This is a genomic window from Bacillus sp. L75 (assembly GCF_003676355.1).
GTDB lineage: Bacteria > Bacillota > Bacilli > Bacillales > Bacillaceae > Bacillus > Bacillus velezensis.
This window is the reverse complement of record NZ_ML064908.1, coordinates 67,939-83,817: the sequence shown is the minus strand read 5'-3', so window position 1 is coordinate 83,817 and position 15,879 is coordinate 67,939. Positions and strand designations below refer to the sequence as shown.

15 protein-coding genes are annotated in these 15,879 nt (G+C 48.8%); 10 read left to right on the top strand and 5 right to left on the bottom strand.

All coding sequences use genetic code 11. The features are described from left to right. The first annotated feature begins 38 nt into the window (after positions 1–38). Positions 39–764 (top strand): twin-arginine translocase subunit TatC, encoded by a 726-nt coding sequence (gene tatC, locus D5S11_RS13820; protein ID WP_038456868.1) that lies wholly within the window; start codon positions 39–41, stop codon positions 762–764. Here tatC and pcp read toward each other — a convergent pair. Next, on the bottom strand, positions 761–1,408 hold the full coding sequence (pcp, locus tag D5S11_RS13815; protein WP_108725182.1) for a pyroglutamyl-peptidase I: 648 nt from the start codon (positions 1,406–1,408) through the stop codon (positions 761–763). The two genes, tatC and pcp, sit on opposite strands and share 4 nt — an antisense overlap. A gap of 71 nt (positions 1,409–1,479) precedes the next feature. Between pcp and D5S11_RS13810 the strand changes: the two genes are divergently transcribed. Beyond that, positions 1,480–2,607, top strand: a complete 1,128-nt coding sequence (locus tag D5S11_RS13810; protein WP_053104611.1) for an aminotransferase class V-fold PLP-dependent enzyme — start codon at positions 1,480–1,482, stop codon at positions 2,605–2,607. Positions 2,608–2,642: 35 nt separating this feature from the next. Here the strand turns inward: D5S11_RS13810 and lmr(B) are convergent, their stop codons facing one another. Both lmr(B) and lmrA read right to left on the bottom strand, forming a co-directional pair. Further along, positions 2,643–4,082 carry a lincomycin efflux MFS transporter Lmr(B) gene (gene lmr(B) / locus D5S11_RS13805; protein ID WP_032865253.1) on the bottom strand — a complete coding sequence of 480 codons (1,440 nt, stop codon included), beginning with the start codon at positions 4,080–4,082 and terminating at the stop codon, positions 2,643–2,645. A gap of 36 nt (positions 4,083–4,118) precedes the next feature. After that, on the bottom strand, positions 4,119–4,685 hold the full coding sequence (gene lmrA / locus D5S11_RS13800; protein WP_007409030.1) for a transcriptional regulator LmrA: 567 nt from the start codon (positions 4,683–4,685) through the stop codon (positions 4,119–4,121). A 177-nt stretch (positions 4,686–4,862) separates the two neighbouring features. Here lmrA and D5S11_RS13795 point away from each other — a divergent pair, with 177 nt between their 5' ends. The 4 genes from D5S11_RS13795 (at position 4,863) to D5S11_RS13780 (ending at position 9,088) form a co-directional block, all read left to right on the top strand. After that, a complete protein-coding gene (locus D5S11_RS13795; RefSeq protein WP_106080124.1) occupies positions 4,863–5,978 on the top strand; it encodes a type II asparaginase in 1,116 nt (371 codons plus the stop codon). A 195-nt stretch (positions 5,979–6,173) separates the two neighbouring features. Further along, on the top strand, positions 6,174–6,818 hold the full coding sequence (gene estA, locus D5S11_RS13790) for a lipase EstA (RefSeq protein ID WP_007409033.1): 645 nt from the start codon (positions 6,174–6,176) through the stop codon (positions 6,816–6,818). Between the two features lie 136 nt (positions 6,819–6,954). Next, positions 6,955–8,025: a helix-turn-helix domain-containing protein gene (locus D5S11_RS13785; protein ID WP_007409034.1), complete on the top strand. Its 1,071-nt coding sequence runs from the start codon at positions 6,955–6,957 to the stop codon at positions 8,023–8,025. Between the two features lie 130 nt (positions 8,026–8,155). Continuing rightward, positions 8,156–9,088: an aldo/keto reductase gene (locus D5S11_RS13780; RefSeq protein WP_007409035.1), complete on the top strand. Its 933-nt coding sequence runs from the start codon at positions 8,156–8,158 to the stop codon at positions 9,086–9,088. A gap of 43 nt (positions 9,089–9,131) precedes the next feature. On the opposite strand, the gene D5S11_RS13775 is transcribed toward D5S11_RS13780, so the two are convergent. After that, positions 9,132–10,127, bottom strand: coding sequence for a DUF5105 domain-containing protein (locus D5S11_RS13775; protein WP_108725181.1), 996 nt, complete (start codon positions 10,125–10,127; stop codon positions 9,132–9,134). A 126-nt stretch (positions 10,128–10,253) separates the two neighbouring features. On the opposite strand from D5S11_RS13775, the gene D5S11_RS13770 reads away from it, so the two are divergent. Both D5S11_RS13770 and D5S11_RS13765 read left to right on the top strand, forming a co-directional pair. Further along, positions 10,254–11,654, top strand: a complete 1,401-nt coding sequence (locus D5S11_RS13770; RefSeq protein ID WP_108725180.1) for a YcdB/YcdC domain-containing protein — start codon at positions 10,254–10,256, stop codon at positions 11,652–11,654. 200 nt (positions 11,655–11,854) lie between these two features. Then, positions 11,855–13,213 (top strand): YcdB/YcdC domain-containing protein, encoded by a 1,359-nt coding sequence (locus tag D5S11_RS13765; protein ID WP_020955274.1) that lies wholly within the window; start codon positions 11,855–11,857, stop codon positions 13,211–13,213. Here the strand turns inward: D5S11_RS13765 and D5S11_RS13760 are convergent. Continuing rightward, on the bottom strand, positions 13,210–13,713 hold the full coding sequence (locus D5S11_RS13760) for a peptidoglycan L-alanyl-D-glutamate endopeptidase CwlK (protein ID WP_007409039.1): 504 nt from the start codon (positions 13,711–13,713) through the stop codon (positions 13,210–13,212). The genes D5S11_RS13765 and D5S11_RS13760 overlap by 4 nt on opposite strands. 109 nt (positions 13,714–13,822) lie before the next feature. Here D5S11_RS13760 and D5S11_RS13755 point away from each other — a divergent pair, with 109 nt between their 5' ends. Both D5S11_RS13755 and D5S11_RS13750 read left to right on the top strand, forming a co-directional pair. Further along, positions 13,823–14,944: a response regulator aspartate phosphatase gene (locus D5S11_RS13755; RefSeq protein ID WP_007409040.1), complete on the top strand. Its 1,122-nt coding sequence runs from the start codon at positions 13,823–13,825 to the stop codon at positions 14,942–14,944. A 115-nt stretch (positions 14,945–15,059) separates the two neighbouring features. Further along, positions 15,060–15,839 carry a glucose 1-dehydrogenase gene (locus D5S11_RS13750; RefSeq protein ID WP_007409041.1) on the top strand — a complete coding sequence of 260 codons (780 nt, stop codon included), beginning with the start codon at positions 15,060–15,062 and terminating at the stop codon, positions 15,837–15,839. Positions 15,840–15,879: the final 40 nt, after the last annotated feature.

The following is a 15,879-nucleotide window of genomic DNA, read 5'->3' as shown; positions in this document are numbered from 1 at the left end:
TCCGCTTCTGCCTCTTTCTCTATAAGGAGGATGTACGATTGGATAAAAAAGAAACCCACTTGATCGGGCATTTAGAGGAGATCCGGCAGCGTCTCATTAAAACCGTTATCGCCTTTCTCGTGTTTTTTATCGGCGCCTGCTGGTTTGTGCAGGATATTTATGACTGGCTGATCAAGGATTTGGATGGCAGGCTGGCCGTTTTAGGGCCGAGCGAGATTTTATGGGTATATATGATGATTGCGGGAATATGCGCCCTTACGGCAACGATTCCGGTTGCCGCTTTTCAGCTCTGGCGTTTTACGGCGCCGGCTTTGACCCCGTTTGAACGCCGCGCCGCTTTGCTTTACATTCCGGGGCTTTCGGTTTTGTTTATTATCGGAATTTCCTTCGGGTATTTTGTGCTGTTTCCGATTGTGCTCGGATTTTTAACACAATTATCCGCCGGCCATTTTGACATGGTATTTACGGCGGACAAGTATTTTACCTTTATGCTGAATCTTACATTGCCGTTCGGATTTTTGTTTGAAATGCCTCTGGCCGTCATGTTTCTGACACGGCTCGGAATCGTGAATCCAACCCGGCTGGCAAAGGCGCGGAAGCTTTCGTATTTTGTGCTGATCGTCGTCTCGGTGCTGATTACGCCTCCGGATTTTATGTCTGACTTTCTCGTCATGATTCCGCTGCTCGTCCTCTATGAAATCAGTGTGACGCTGTCCCGCATCGTTTACCGGAAGAAATGGGCCGAGGCGCCGTCTGCAGCTTAGTGAAGTTCGCCTCCGCCGGTCTCAATATCGTCCTCATGCGCCGCGGCGGTCACCGCGGCGATTTTGAGCGCTTTTGTCACGAGATCCAGGCTGAGGCTCGGCGCAGACTTTTGCAAGGTTTGCTCCGGAATGTACGGGATGTGTATAAACCCGCCGCGGATGTGCGGATGATGGCGGCTGATTTCATCCATCAGCCCGTAAAAGAGATGATTGCATACAAACGTCCCCGCCGTGTAGGATACAGCCGCGGGAATGCCTTCCTTTTTGCTTTCCTCAACGATCCGTTTGATCGGAAGGCCGGTCCAATAGGCCGCGGGACCGCCTTGAGAAATGTTTTCCCCGACAGGCTGGTTTCCTTCGTTATCCGGTATGCGCGCCTCATTGAGATTGATCGCGACCCGTTCCGGCGTGATCTGCATTCTGCCGCCTGCCTGTCCGACACAGATGATAATGTCAGGCTGATGCTTTTTGATCGCCTCGCGCAGTACGGCAAGAGACTTATAAAAAACGGTCGGCACTTGTTCAGATACGATAGAGGCAGGGCCCTCAGCGGCATCATTCAGCCGTTTGACCGCTTCCCATGAAGGATTGACCGTTTCCCCGCCGAAGGGGTCAAAGCCTGTCAGCAATACTTTTTTCTCCATATAAAACCCTCCTTTTCTTTTTACCATACTCTATAATGGACATATATTCCTGCCGAAGGGGGAAACACGTCTTGAATTCGCCTCTGGTGCAATACCGATCTTTATTTCCGGCGCTCCGCACACATACGATGCTCGCCAGCTGCTCTCAAAGCGCTCTTGCCCTGCCGGTTTCAAAAGCGATCAATGACTATCAGGAAAGCCTGCTTCAGCATGGCGGAAACTGGGAAGAAGCCATTGGACGAACGGAGCAGGCAAGGTGTGAATTTGCGAAATTGATCGGCGCCCATCCTGAAGAAATCGCCGTTTTACCTTCAGTAACGGCTGCTGTCTCTGCCGTCGTTTCCGCTTTACCGGATTGCCGAAAGAAACAGGCGGTGTATACGGAATTGGATTTTCCGGCGATCGCCCACATTTTGAAGGCACAGACTGAGATGGAGCTTTCAGTCGTGCCGTCTGAAGATGGAATGATCCCGTTAGAGCGGTATGAGACGTACATATCGGAACAGACGCTTTTCACCTGTGTGCCCCATGTGTCATATACGTCCGGTTTTGTCCAGGATATGAAGCGCATTGCCGAGATATCCGCAAAGAAGGGATCGCTTCTTTTTGTCGATGCTTATCAATCAGCGGGGCACATCCCGATTGATGTAAAAGAATGGGGAGTTGATATGCTGGCCGCGGGTGCGAGAAAGTATATGCTCGGCATACCGGGAACGGCGTTTCTTTATGTCAGAAAGGAACTTGCCGAACGGCTGAAGCCGAAAGTCACCGGGTGGTTCGGGCAGCAGCGGGCGTCGATGCTGGATTTAACCCGTTTTTCTTATGCGGACGGAGCCAAACGCTTTGAGACCGGAACCCCGGCATTTATCAGCATATATGCGGCACAGGCGGCTTTATCTCTAGTAAACGATGCCGGCACAGACCGCATTCACCAAGAAGTAAAAAAACTCAGTGCATTTGCGTATGAATACGCTTCTGAAAAAGGATTGAATCTCACAGGGCCGCCGTCTGCCGATGACAGACCCGGCATGATTTCCATACGGGATGAAAAAGCGGCGGAAACGGCTGCGCTGTTGAGGCGGAAAAACATCGTATGCGCACCCAGCGGACATATCATCCGGCTGGCGCCTCATTTCTATAACACGGCCGATGATCTGATGTATGCGATTGATGAACTGGCTGAAGCGCGCGATATATAAAAAAACAGCAGACTCACGGGGAGCCTGCTGTTTTCTTATGAGTGATTCACTTTGACCCGTTTCATAAAGAAAGCGCTGATCAAGCCGATAACGGCGACAATCATCGCGAAGATAAAGGCGTGCTGGACGCCCGCAATCAGCGCGTGAGAGTATGCGGAAGGATCATTCGGGTTTTTCACGGTGCTCATATAATTCTTCTGCCCGGCTGCCATGATGCTGACCGCCACCGCAGTGCCGATTGCGCCGGCCATCTGCTGGAGCGTATTCATAATGGCCGTTCCGTCCGGGTAAAATTCCGGCGGCAGCTGGTTTAAGCCATTCGTTTGCGCCGGCATCATGATCATGGAAATGCCGATCATCAAGCATGTGTGGAGCACGACGATGAGAATGGCCGTTGAAGTGCCGGTAATGTTTGAGAAAAACCAAAGTACGGCGGCCGTGATGACAAACCCGGGAATGACAAGCCACTTCGGTCCGTATTTGTCAAACAGGCGCCCCGTCACCGGAGACATAAAGCCGTTTAAAATACCGCCCGGCAGCAGGATGAGCCCGGACGTAAACGCCGTCAGCATCAGTCCGCTTTGTAAATACATAGGCAAGAGGAGCATTGTCGATAAGATAACCATCATACAGATAAACACAATCACGACACCGAGAACAAACATCGGATAGCGGAAAGCGCGCAGATTCATCATCGGCTGCTTCATTGTCAGCTGCCTGATGGAAAATAAGATGAGCGCGATCGCACCGACAGTGAGCGAACCGATAACCGTCGGGCTTGACCAGCCGTCTGATCCTTCGCCCGCATTGCTGAATCCGAATACGATGCCGCCAAACCCGATTGTAGACAGAATAATGGAAAGCACGTCAATTTTCGGTTTTGTAATGTCAGACACGTTCTGCATGTAGGCGATGCCGAATAAAAGAGCCAACACAAGAAACGGCAGGGAAATCCAGAAAATCCAATGCCAGTTCAAATGCTCTAACACAAGCCCTGAAAATGTCGGACCGATCGCAGGAGCGAACATGATGACAAGCCCGATCGTCCCCATCGCCGCTCCGCGCTTATGCGGCGGGAAGATGACGAGGATCGTATTAAACATCAGCGGCAGCAGCAGCCCGGTTCCTAAAGCCTGCACGATTCTTGCCGCCAAAAGAAACGGAAAGCTCGGTGCAAGCGCTGCAATCAGCGTGCCGATAATGGAAAAAGCGAGTGAAACGATAAACAGCTGTCTCGTCGTAAACCATTGCAAAAGCAGACCCGATACCGGGACAAGAATACCGAGAACGAGCAGATAGCCCGTCGTCAGCCACTGGACGGTCGCAGGAGTGATATGTAACTCCTTCATCAGGTCAGTCAGGGCGATATTCAGCGCCGTTTCACTGAACATGCCGATAAACCCTGCCGTCAGTAAAGAAATCATGATCGGCATGACTTTATATTGTTTGGAAGGCTGAGCGTTTTCCAAAATCATTCTCCTCTCTTTCTATACGTACATGTCTCTCGTATTTTATGTCTTCAGCAGGTTCGGGATTTGTTTAGAAATATGGAGGATCGGCATTTTGTCTTTTTTGGCTAAGGACACAATGATGCCGCCTTCTATCATGGCATTTAAAACAGTGCTGATTTCCGCCGCTTTCTCATCAGAAAAACCGGCTGATCTCAATTTGCCCGCGAACAGATTCTCCCATTCCTGATAAGCGCTTTGACAGGCCTGCTGGAGCTTTTCGCTCTTTAAAGCAGTCTCGGCAGCCAGTAAACCGACAGGAAACCCTTCAAAGTTTTCCGGACATGTGAATTGGCTTGATAAGTCCTGTAAAAACGCTTGAATGCTTTCCGCAGGATCAGGATGGGCATCAAGGCTTTCTTTTATTTTCATACGGATATAATGGCTCATTTCATTGACAGCCTCAATGGCGAGCTGCTCTTTGCCGTCCGGAAAATGATAGTAAAGAGAACCTTTCGGCGCACCGCTTTCTTTAATAATCTGATTCAGCCCCGTGCCGTAATACCCCTGAAGCTGAAACAGCCTGGTTGCCGCGGCGAGGATTTTTTCACGAGAATCTCCATAGCTCATAATGTTCCCACCTTACTGATTTTTGACAAATTTAAAATATAGTGACTGGTCTATTATCTTGATTTCACATGACGGTGTCAAGGTTTTTTAACGGTTATTTTCTTCGGGAGGTTGCCTGACAAGCGCGTTGACCGGTGAGAGGAAAATCTTCATAAATAAAGAAAAGGAGAGAAAAGAATGAAAAAACAATTCATGCCCTTCATTACATTTATCACGGCTCTGCTCTTCATCGCGGCCGGCTGCTCCCAATCTCCTCAAGCGAAAGAAACACCGCCCCGGATGGCAGCCGCAGCCTCAGCGAAAAAAGACGGACTTCCGAATGTTAAAATTCTTGCCACCGGCGGCACAATTGCAGGCGCTGCTCCTTCAAAGACGTCAGCTACGGAGTACACGGCGGGGGCAATCGGAGTTGATGCCCTGATTCAGGCCGTTCCGGAGATAAAAGAGGTCGCGCATGTGAGCGGAGAACAGGTTGTGAATATCGGCAGCCAGAATATGAATAACGAGACACTGCTGAAACTTGCAAAACGGGTAAACAAGCTGCTCAAGTCTGATGATACAGACGGCATTGTCATTACACATGGAACAGACACACTTGAGGAAACCGCCTACTTTCTCAATCTGACGGTCAAAAGTGACAAGCCCGTTGTTGTCGCCGGGTCAATGAGGCCGTCCACGGCGATCGGAGCAGACGGGCCGTCCAACTTATATAACGCTGTAAAAACAGCGGCTGCGCCTGATGCGAAAGGTAAGGGGACGCTTGTCGTATTAAATGACAGAATCGCTTCGGCGCGCTATGTGACAAAAACCAATACAACCGCGGCCGACACATTCAAATCGGAAGAAATGGGTTATATCGGAACAATTGCTGATGACATCTATTTTAATAACATCATGACCCGAAAGCATACGAAGGATACAGATTTCAAGATAGACAAACTTGATAAACTGCCGCAAGTCGATATTATATACGGCTATCAAAATGACGGAAGCTATCTCTTTGAAGCTGCCGTAAAATCAGGGGCGCAAGGCATTATTTTTGCAGGCCCGGGAAACGGCTCAATGTCTGATGCGGCGCATAAAGGCGCCGTAAAGTCGGTCAAAAGCGGGCTGGCGGTCGTCCGCTCCACAAGGACGGGAAACGGAACGGTAACACCTAATCGAGCGTATGAAAAAGACCATTTGACAGCTTCAAACTCTCTCAACCCTCAAAAAGCGCGGATTCTGCTGATGCTCGCGCTGACAAAAACGCATGACCCTAAGCGGATTCAAACCTATTTTAATGAGTACTAGGAGAAGAGAACCGGGTGTTCTCTCCTTTTTTTGTTTGCCGTATTAAAGTATAAGTGTGCTTTCGGGAAAGGGGCGTCTTTCTCATTTTTCCGCCTCTTTTTCAATTGTTGAAAACAGTAAAAAATACTCTATTTTTTCCTTTTCTTCTCTAATAAAATGAAAATTGCAAAAAATTACATAACAGGAGGAAAGTTCATGAAACAAATCAAAAGCAAAATCCTAGCGATCCTTACAGTCTGCATGCTCTCCGTCATTTCCGTATTTGCCTTCCAGCCGACCGTATCGAAAGCCTCCTCAGAGCATAACCCGGTTGTCATGGTCCACGGAATCGGCGGGGCGTCCTTTAACTTCGCGGGAATCAAAACGTACTTGGCATCCCAAGGCTGGTCAAGAAATGAGATGTACGCCATTGATTTTCTGGACAAAACCGGAAACAACAGACACAATGCACCGAGACTGTCCAATTACGTGAAAAAAGTGCTCAGCGAAACAGGTGCGAAAAAAGTCGATATCGTCGCGCACAGCATGGGCGGCGCCAACACGCTCTATTACATTAAAAATCTTGACGGCGGAGACAAAATCGCAAACGTCGTCACACTGGGCGGAGCGAACGGCCTTGTGACCAACCGGGCGCTTCCGGGGACTGATCCGAACCAAAAGATTTTATATACATCGATTTACAGCTCAGCGGACTTAATCGTCCTGAACCCGCTGTCACGGCTGATCGGCGGGAAAAACGTGCAGATTCACGGTGTCGGACACATCGGACTTTTGATGAACAGCCAAGTAAACGGGCTGATTAAAGAAGGTCTGAACGGCGGCGGACAAAATACAAATTAACAGTTTCGAAGCCCCGGAGAATGAGAATATCCCGGGGTCTTTTTTTCTTCCATATTCTTTTTTCGCCGTAAACCAAGCCCTCTGAAGTTATTTTTGTTAAAATAATAAAGTTATATCAGAATTCGGAGGGTTTATTGTGGGAAAAGTGAAAAGAAATGCCCCTTGCCCATGCGGCAGCGGGAAGAAATATAAAAAATGCTGCGGAAGCAAAGAAGCTGCCATTCCGGCAGACATCGCGGCAAAAGAAGCGAAACAGATTCAGGAAAGCCTAATGGAGTACGCCTTTACAGCACATAGAGACGGCATATCATCATTTATTAACCAGCACGCGTTCATTACGGAGCTGGACAGACAGACAAAAGACATCGGAGTCTTCAACCTCGGCATCTGGGGAATTTTCTTCCGTCCGCTGGCAGGCGGCAAGACGATTTTTGAAGAATATCTTCAGAAAAAAGCCGGCGGCATCAACCGCCCGAAAACACGGGAAATCGTTGAATCATGGAAAAGCATGACACCTGCCGTTATGGTGCTTGAAGATGTGAAAGAAGGAATGATTCACTTTGAAGATGTGATGACGAAAAAACAATTCAAAGTGGAAATGGACGTCAGCCAGCAGGATCTTCCGCCGGCGGGAAGCCTGATTCTCGGCTATCCGATCCACGAAGCGGAAAAAGCGGAGTTCTTCATGCAATTTACGATCTTCCCTGTGAAGCGGACCGAAGCTCTAATCAGCAAAGTGAAAAAGGCGGCTGCCCCGGCTCTTGCGGAAGGAAAATCGCCTGAGCGCTTTATGCAGGACAACTTCGACATTGTGCTGGCCGCTCTTTTAGGAACGGCGGAAGAGCCTGAGCAGGCTGCTGAAGAAAAACAGACAGAGTGGGCCAACGACATGGAAAAGGAAACGGCAGACGCTATTGAAAAAGGCCTGAGCGGGGATGAATACCCGGCTGAGCTGGTTCCGGCCGTAATTGATCTGTGGAAAACGTTCTGTATCAAAAAAACACCGACGATCAGAAAGCCTGAAGCTTTCGCGGCGGCGGTCGAATATTACGTAAACAGCATTTCTCTGAACGGCGCGTCCGTTTCTCAAGCCAAGCTGGCGAAGAAGTACGGCGTCAGCGCCTCAACGATTTCCAGCCGCTATAAGGAAATCGAGGGTGCTCTCACGGATGAAGCCGAACGCTTCGCCGCAGCTCTGACATCTTAATACACAGCCAAAAAAACCTTGAAGGGCAAACGCTTTTCAAGGTTTTTTCTGTAGATAGGCTCTCAGGCAGGATAATTCTTACCGTCTATCTAATACTAAACAGAGCGATAAAAGGAAGGGAGCCTGAGCCATGGATGAGACACGTACGCTGGGCAGGACGGATTTACGGGTAAAGCGTATCGGTTTTGGCGCAAATGCGGTCGGAGGACATAATCTGTTTCCGAATCTTAATGATGAAACGGGAAAAGAACTCATCCGCACAGCATTGGACGGCGGCGTCAATTTTATTGATACGGCGTTTATATACGGTTTGGGGCGTTCCGAAGAGTTAATCGGTGAAGTTGTCGCAGAGCGCGGCGTGCGGGACAGCCTCGTGATTGCGTCAAAAGGCGCGCATAAAGAAGTCAACGGACAAATCGAGCTGGACAACAGCCGTGAATTTCTCCGGAGTGAGGCGGAAAACAGCCTGAAGCGGCTGAAAACAGACGTGATTGATTTGTATTACGTCCACTTCCCTGACGGCAAAACACCGCTCTCCGAAGTGGCGGGCACGCTAAAAGAACTGAAGGACGAAGGGAAAATCAGAGCAATCGGCGCGTCCAATCTCAGCTTCCGGCAATTGCAGGAGTTTAACGCCGACGGCTATTTAGAGGTTTTTCAATCGGAATATTCACTGATTCAGCGTGAGGCGGAGCATGATCTGCTGCCTTATTGTGAAAAGAACGGCATTTCCTTTATTCCTTATTTTCCGCTTGCTTCCGGCTTGCTGACGGGAAAGTTTACAAAAGACACAGTCTTTGAGGACAACCGAAAGAACAGGCCGCCGTTTCAGGGAGAAGCTTTTCACCAAAATCTGGAGCGAGTGGATAAGCTTCGGGCCGTTGCGGAGGAAAAAGGGGCGCAGACAGCGCATATCGCACTCGCATGGCTTCTGTCGCAGCCGGCGGTGGATGCGATCATTCCCGGAGCCAAACGCCCCGACCAGCTGAAACACAATCTGGACGCGCTTCATGTGCAGTTAACCGAGGATGAGGTTCAATATATCAGTGACATCTTTAAGTGAAAATAAAAAAAGGAAATAGCCTGCGCTATTTCCTTTCTTGTTGTCAGGACGTTTTCAAAAACGCTTCTGTCAATCCTTCCAGATCGGCGTCTGTATCCAGATACCACTGGCCGCGGGCGTTTTTCTTCATCTCGATTTCTCTTGTAACAGAAGAAGAAGCCGGTTTGAGGCGCATAAACTCTTCCGGATAGACAGAAAGCAGGTGGCTGACAATTTCGTTTTCATCAGCATCAGGGTGCTTTCCGGCATAGTCTTGCACGCGGTCTTGCAGCTGGCCCGCAAGCGGAGACATATCAAGCGGCGTCACTTTTGCTTCAAGGACGGCTTTTTTGCCTGACATGGACTTGGTATGCACCTTGAGCTCTGTGTTATCCCGAAGCGCTGATGACATGGCGTCAATAATAGCGGAAATGGCTTTTGAATCCGCCTGTTCTTGTGATATACCTGCAGAAGCGATAAAGCTGGCTTTCGCCGATTCCTGATATGCGGCGGCCGTCATTTTTTCATTTACACCGGTCAGGCGGGTGAAATCTTTATTGTGCTTGCCGTACAGCATCACATCAATGTATGCGGATAATGCGTCCGCCGGGTCAGGTTTTGTGTTGGAGGCTGTGCCTTTGACTTTCAGTTTATAAGATAAAGGCTTCGCGTCTTTTGCCTGCGGCTGATATACCAATTCATAGGATTTGCCTTCGTCAGCCGTGAAGTACAGATTGCCCGTCACTGTCTTACCCGCATGAAGCGTGCCGCTCTGCATCAAGTCTTCCTTATCGGTCTTGGCTGTTTTCGCGTCATCCTGATAAAGCGAGAAGTCGCTGCTTTTGACGGTAAGCGGGTCTTTGCCCGTATTTTTGACGGTGACCGTTACTTTCAGCGCGGCCGGATGTTCAGTATCGTCTGAAGCGGCCCATGCCGTCTCTTTTATTTTCACTTTCGCCGTGCTGCTTTCCTGGCCGCCGCTCGTTTCGCTGTTGCACGCGGCGGTAAATGCCGTGAGAAGCAGAATGAAAAACACGGCGCTCATTTTTTTGATGGACATCTGGTTTACCCCCTGTTGTTAATGATTAATTCGATAGTCATGAAGACAGACAGGTTAATTATACTAGTTTTGTATAAAAGAGTCTTGGTAATCATCAATCTTTTTGGAAGAAAAGGAAGTGTTATGATGAAAAAAGAAGAGTTGAAACAGCTGGCTCTCCGAATCGGAAACGTACCTGCCCGCTACGAGAGTAATGTGGAAGAATACCAGGAAGATGAGGTTCTGTTTTGGTGGGAAGATAAGAATGATCCGGAAGCCGGCATCATTGTCGAATTAGACCGGGACGGAAAACTGAAATACTTATCCCGTCCGGCTTTCCAGACTGATCTGCCGGCTCTTTCGGAATCGGACATAGAAGAACGGATGCGGGCGTTTTTAGAAACCCATCGTCCGGGGGCATTGGCTGAGTTTGAACCGGAAAAAAACGGACCCGCAAATGATGGCGATGTGAGATATTCCTATGTTCAGATGGCTGACGGTCTGCCGCTTCCGCTGACCGGGTTTTACATCGACCTGGCTGTGACAGGGGAAGTAACCGGCTTTTCTTACCATGGGAAGGCCGATGATCTGTTAAGACCGGAGACAATTGCGGACAAGCGGGAAGCATTGGCTCACTTTGTCAAACATATTGAAGCAGAGCTGTTGTTCAGCGTCCTGCATCAGTCCGTCTATGTGCAGGGGGATGACAAGCCCCATCTCGTCTATGAAATCGTGTCTCCGACCCGGCCGATATCGGCCGACCTGAAGGAAGAGAATGTAGAATTAGACGAATATGAAGAGCTGGAAGACGACACGCGGCCGTATGTCCCGATTTCACGCCCTGCACCTGAAGCGGAAAAGTTGAGCATCAATGACATGATCGGGCTGCACGACGGTTTTTATAAAGAGAGGGAAAGCGATCTTGGAGAGGGCTGTATCGGCGTTGCCTGGCGTCCTGAAAAAACAAAATCCGTACGGGAAGATAAAAGCTTTGAAAGTCTGTTTAAAGAACGGAATGAACACGTATTGAAAACAAGGTATGATAAAGAATCGGGCCGGCTCACCGGGGTGATGTCATTTATAAAAGTTGAAGGCGAACCGGTGTTTTCCGAGGAAGAATGCCATCACATGGCCATCCGCTTTTTATTCGCCATGTTTCCGGAAGCGGATCAGTATTTCCGGGTTCAATATGATGAGCCGGATGATGAAGGAGAAAACGTGGGACTTACATATAAGGCTTGTTCGGGCGGCGTTGATTTGCGATTCGGAGAGGGGAGAATCTGTGTCAGCAAAAAGACGGGTCTTGTCACTTTTTATATGCCGCCGGAAATTGATCCGAAAGAGCTCCAGGAAATCGATCCCGTTCCTTCATTGACAATGGAAGAGGCGAAGGACGCGATCCGCCGGGCCATCAAAGCCGAGCTCGCTTGGGATCGTTGTTACGATGACGACAGCTGCGGAAAAGTGTACAGGCTCGTATACAAGCCGGTTTTCCCGCTGTTTATTGAGGCTCATACAGGGGAAGCGATCACGAGTTTAATAGGCTGAAGGTCATGGGCGTTCGTCCCGGGGCTTTCGCGGGGAATGTGACATTTGTATGAAAAAGAGCCGCTCTGAATACGGCTCTTTTCCCTCTTTGCTAAAAATAGACACATAAAAGGCACTTTCTTCCCTTTAAAAGGATAAGGACGTTTTTATATAATAAAAAACAGTTCTTTTTTATACACTCTTCTGAAAGGATGACCCCATTGCTGAAAGAACATCTGAGAAAAAAAGCGCTGGAAATCGGGAACATACCGCCGGACTATGAGCTTGAAATAGAAGATTATGATGAAAAACAAAAAACGAAAGCCTATTATATATGGAAAGATCGTAACCATCCGGATAAAACGGTCACGATTGAGCTGGGCGACGACGGATCTTTGCTTACCTATTCACGCAACGACTGTCCGGGTTCAGACATGCAGCTGTCAGACGCCGAATTAAAGCTGACGGCTCTTCGGTTTGCGGCGAGACACCGCCCGCTTACTTTTATGAATTTCATCTTTCAGGCGAGGGAAGAACGCAATGGGTGCATCCGATTTATCTATACAAAAAAAGTGCTCGGCCGGCCGCTTCCCGATTCAGGTTTTTTCGTTGATGTAACCAGGAGCGGCTTCGTCGTGCAGTTTATCTATTACGGGGATAAGGGTGAAGCGCCCGTCCCGGAAACATTCGTCGATCGGGAAAAAGTCGTCTCGCATTACATGAGTGTGCTGACATTCAGTCTCGTCTATGATGTGGTCAATTTTGAGAAAATACCGCGTCTCGTCTATGAACCGATTCTGCCGGCTTACAGCTATCCGGCCGGTGAAGATGATATCGTGCCGGATCAGCAGCTTTGCGAAGACAGGAATGAGCCGGCAAAACCGCTTCCCGCGTTTGAACATAAACGGGAAATCAGCCTGGATGAATTAATGGGGTTTACCTCGGATATGGTTCAGACGCGCCGGCGCGATCTCGGGGATGAGATCGGAACGACATGGCGGAAAGGGTCGGTTCCGGAACGGAAAGATTTGAGTATCGAAAGCTATTTTGAAAGCAGCAACAAAAATACAATGAAGATGAAAACGGACAAAAAGTCAGGGAAAATGACAGCCTTTAAATCTTTTATTGAGCATCAGGGCCCGGCCTTTTATTCTGCGGAAGAGTGTGAGGCCGTCGCGCTTCAATTTTTATACAAGCTTTATCCGAGAGCGGACGAGTTTTTTAAAATGAACCCGCTGAAAACGGACGGAAGGGGCAGGTTCCGCTTCCATTTTTCCATATGGCATCAGGATATTCCGCTGCGGTTCGGCGCTGCGAGAATACTTGTCAGTCCCGTAACGGGGCTTGTGGAAGCTTACATGGCGCCTGACATTGACCCGGAGCAGCTGGAGAAGATCAATCCGGTGCCGGCCGTTACTCCCGAAGAAGCAAAGGCCGCTTTTTTATCCGATTTCCATCTGCGGCTGGAGTGGCAGCGCGATTTTACGCCGTCCGGCAATGAAGGATATAAGCTTGTGTACAGGCCTGTCTATCCTCCGTACATTGATGCGCAAAAGCGAAAAAAGAAAAGGTTTTATTAGCCAGGGATCATTTGTAAATGAGGATAATCTTTAAAGCCTCTCCAATCGCCTCCCCAATCAAAACCGAGCGTTTTGGCAATCGATACGACCTCAAGCCAATCGGGCGTGCCGTTTCGGTTTCCGTCGTACGTCATATCCCAAATCAGGCTTCCATCCTTTTTTTGCAGGGCGAAGTCGATCGCAAGGCCGTAATTGTGGTAAGATTCCCCGCCTTTTGCGTAGGTGACGATATTTCCTTTTTTTGAACGTCCTTGACGGTACAATTCGTTTTGTTCCTCAATTGATCTGAAACCCTCTGTGATAACGACGGTGATGCCTTTGTTCAGAGCGGCCGTCTGCAATAGCTCCGCATTCTGTTTCACGAGCGGATGAAGAGCGCTTGGAATGGCTCTGTCTTGTAATGCCGTCTGCGGCCTCAATTCTTTCTGCACATAGGAAAAACATAGGTCTGCGGAAAAGAAGAGGATCAAAAGCAGCGCAATTCTGACTGGTCGTTTCATGGTGAATTCTCTCTTTCTTTAATTGAGTAAAATCTTTGTTTGCTCACTGCCATAAATTTGCTATGATAAAATATAACATAATTAGTAGCCGGAGGAAGGAGGCAAATCTATGAAATCCAAGATTCCATCTGAAGAAGTGGCCGTAAAGATGAATGAATGGTATAAGCTGATCCGCGCGTTTGAAGCCGATCAAGCTGAAGCGCTGAAGCGGGAGATTCAATATGAACTCGAAGATATGGAAGAGAACCAGGATTTATTGTTGTATTTTTCATTGATGGAATTTCGGCACCGCATCATGCTGGATAAATTAAAACCCATGAAAGACGGCGACTGCCAGCCTCCGTTCTCTGAAATGCTCACTGAGATTGAGATGAACCAGCAAAAGCTGACCGGCTTACTGGAATATTATTTTTACTATTTCAGGGGAATGTATGAATTTAAGCAGAAAAACTTCATCTCAGCGATTTCTCATTATAAGCGGGCTGAGGAAAAGCTTGAATATGTGGAAGATGACATAGAGAAAGCCGAGTTTCTGTATAAAATTTCTGAGGTGTACTATCATATCAAGCAGACTTTCTTTTCGATGAATTACGCGGGACAGGCGCTTGATATTTACAAGAAATATGAATTATACGGAATGAGAAGGGTGCAGTGCAAATTTATCATTGCCGGAAATCTGATGGACGCCCAGCAGCATAAAAAAGCGCTGGAATACCTCGAATGCGCCTTGGAACACGCGGAGCGGCTTGATGATCAATATATGATTGCTGCGGCCTATTATAATATCGGGCACTGTATGTACAGTCTGGGTGACTTTTGCAAGGCGGCGGAGGATTTTGAACGGGCGGCTGCCGGATTTGAAGCACACAGCTTCCGGCAGGTCATCCAGGCTGTTTTTTCACTCACGCATATCTACTTTAAAACGGAAAAATACAGTGAAGCCGCCGCCAGCTGCGCGCGGGGCATGAGAAGCGCGGCGGAGTGGGAAGATGAGATCTATATGACGAAATTCCGTCTGATTAAAGAGCTTTATCAGGGGGAAGGCGGACAGGATTCGCTCAAAGAGTATTTTGACATCCTGGAATCAAAAGAGCTGTTGGCTGACACAGAGGAACTGCTTCAGGACGCGGCTCATTTCTTTCATAAACGGGAGAACTACAAAGCGGCATCTTATTTTTTCAGCAGGCTTGTCGGCGTGCAAAAAAGGCTGCAAATGAACAACTACGCATAATGAAAAAAAGAACGAGGGAGCTTCGGCTTCATCGTTCTTTTTATGATCTCTTTTGTTTTCGGCCGATCAAAACCGGGTACATGCTCTGTATTAACATCAGGGAGGAAATGAGACAATGTATCAGGATTTACAGGGAAAAACAGCAATCGTAACAGGTTCTTCGAAAGGAATCGGAAAAGCCATTGCCGAACGCTTCGGCAAGGAGCGGATGAATGTGGTTGTGAACTACCTCGGTGATTCCGCCGGAGCGGAAGAAGCGGCGGACATCATTGAGAAAGCGGGAGGCAGAGCCGTCACCGTAAAAGCCGATGTATCCTCAGAAGAAGGGATTCAGGCGCTGTTTGATGCCGCCCAGGAGCATTTCGGGGGTGTGGACGTGATGGTCAACAATTCCGGCTTTAACGGGGCCGAAGCGATGCCCCATGAAATGAGCCTGGAGGATTGGCAAAGGGTCATCGACGTCAACGTGACCGGCACCTTTTTGGGGGCGAAAGCGGCACTGAAACATATGCTCGAGCGCGGCAAAAAAGGAACGGTCTTAAACATATCGAGCGTTCATCAGCAAATACCCCGTCCTGAAAACGTGCAGTACTCGGCATCCAAAGGCGGAATCAAAATGATGACGGAAACGATGGCGCTCAATTACGCAGACAAAGGCATCCGGGTGAATGCCATCGCTCCCGGCACGATCGCCACGGAGTCCAATAAGGATCTGGAAGATGAAACACATAAACAGGCCCAGCTGAAAAAAATTCCGATGAACGCCTTCGGAAAACCGGAAGAAGTCGCCGCGGCCGCCGCATGGATGGTGTCGGAAGAAGCGAGTTACGTAACCGGAACGACACTTTTCGTCGACGGAGGCATGACGCTTTATCCGTCTCAGCTGGACAGATAAAAGAGAGGGGGAAACCTTCTCTTTTTTGTTTAGGGAAGGA

Bases quoted from the DNA above. Each gene is read 5' to 3' on its own strand.
- pcp (WP_108725182.1), bottom strand. From the start codon at position 1,408: ATGGAGAAAAAAGTATTGCTGACAGGCTTTGACCCCTTCGGCGGGGAA.
- lmrA (WP_007409030.1), bottom strand. From the start codon at position 4,685: ATGAGCTATGGAGATTCTCGTGAAAAAATCCTCGCCGCGGCAACCAGG.
- D5S11_RS13795 (WP_106080124.1), top strand. From the start codon at position 4,863: ATGAAAAAACAATTCATGCCCTTCATTACATTTATCACGGCTCTGCTC.
- estA (WP_007409033.1), top strand. From the start codon at position 6,174: ATGAAACAAATCAAAAGCAAAATCCTAGCGATCCTTACAGTCTGCATG.
- D5S11_RS13780 (WP_007409035.1), top strand. From the start codon at position 8,156: ATGGATGAGACACGTACGCTGGGCAGGACGGATTTACGGGTAAAGCGT.
- D5S11_RS13775 (WP_108725181.1), bottom strand. From the start codon at position 10,127: ATGTCCATCAAAAAAATGAGCGCCGTGTTTTTCATTCTGCTTCTCACG.
- D5S11_RS13770 (WP_108725180.1), top strand. From the start codon at position 10,254: ATGAAAAAAGAAGAGTTGAAACAGCTGGCTCTCCGAATCGGAAACGTA.
- D5S11_RS13760 (WP_007409039.1), bottom strand. From the start codon at position 13,713: ATGAAACGACCAGTCAGAATTGCGCTGCTTTTGATCCTCTTCTTTTCC.
- D5S11_RS13755 (WP_007409040.1), top strand. From the start codon at position 13,823: ATGAAATCCAAGATTCCATCTGAAGAAGTGGCCGTAAAGATGAATGAA.
- D5S11_RS13750 (WP_007409041.1), top strand. From the start codon at position 15,060: ATGTATCAGGATTTACAGGGAAAAACAGCAATCGTAACAGGTTCTTCG.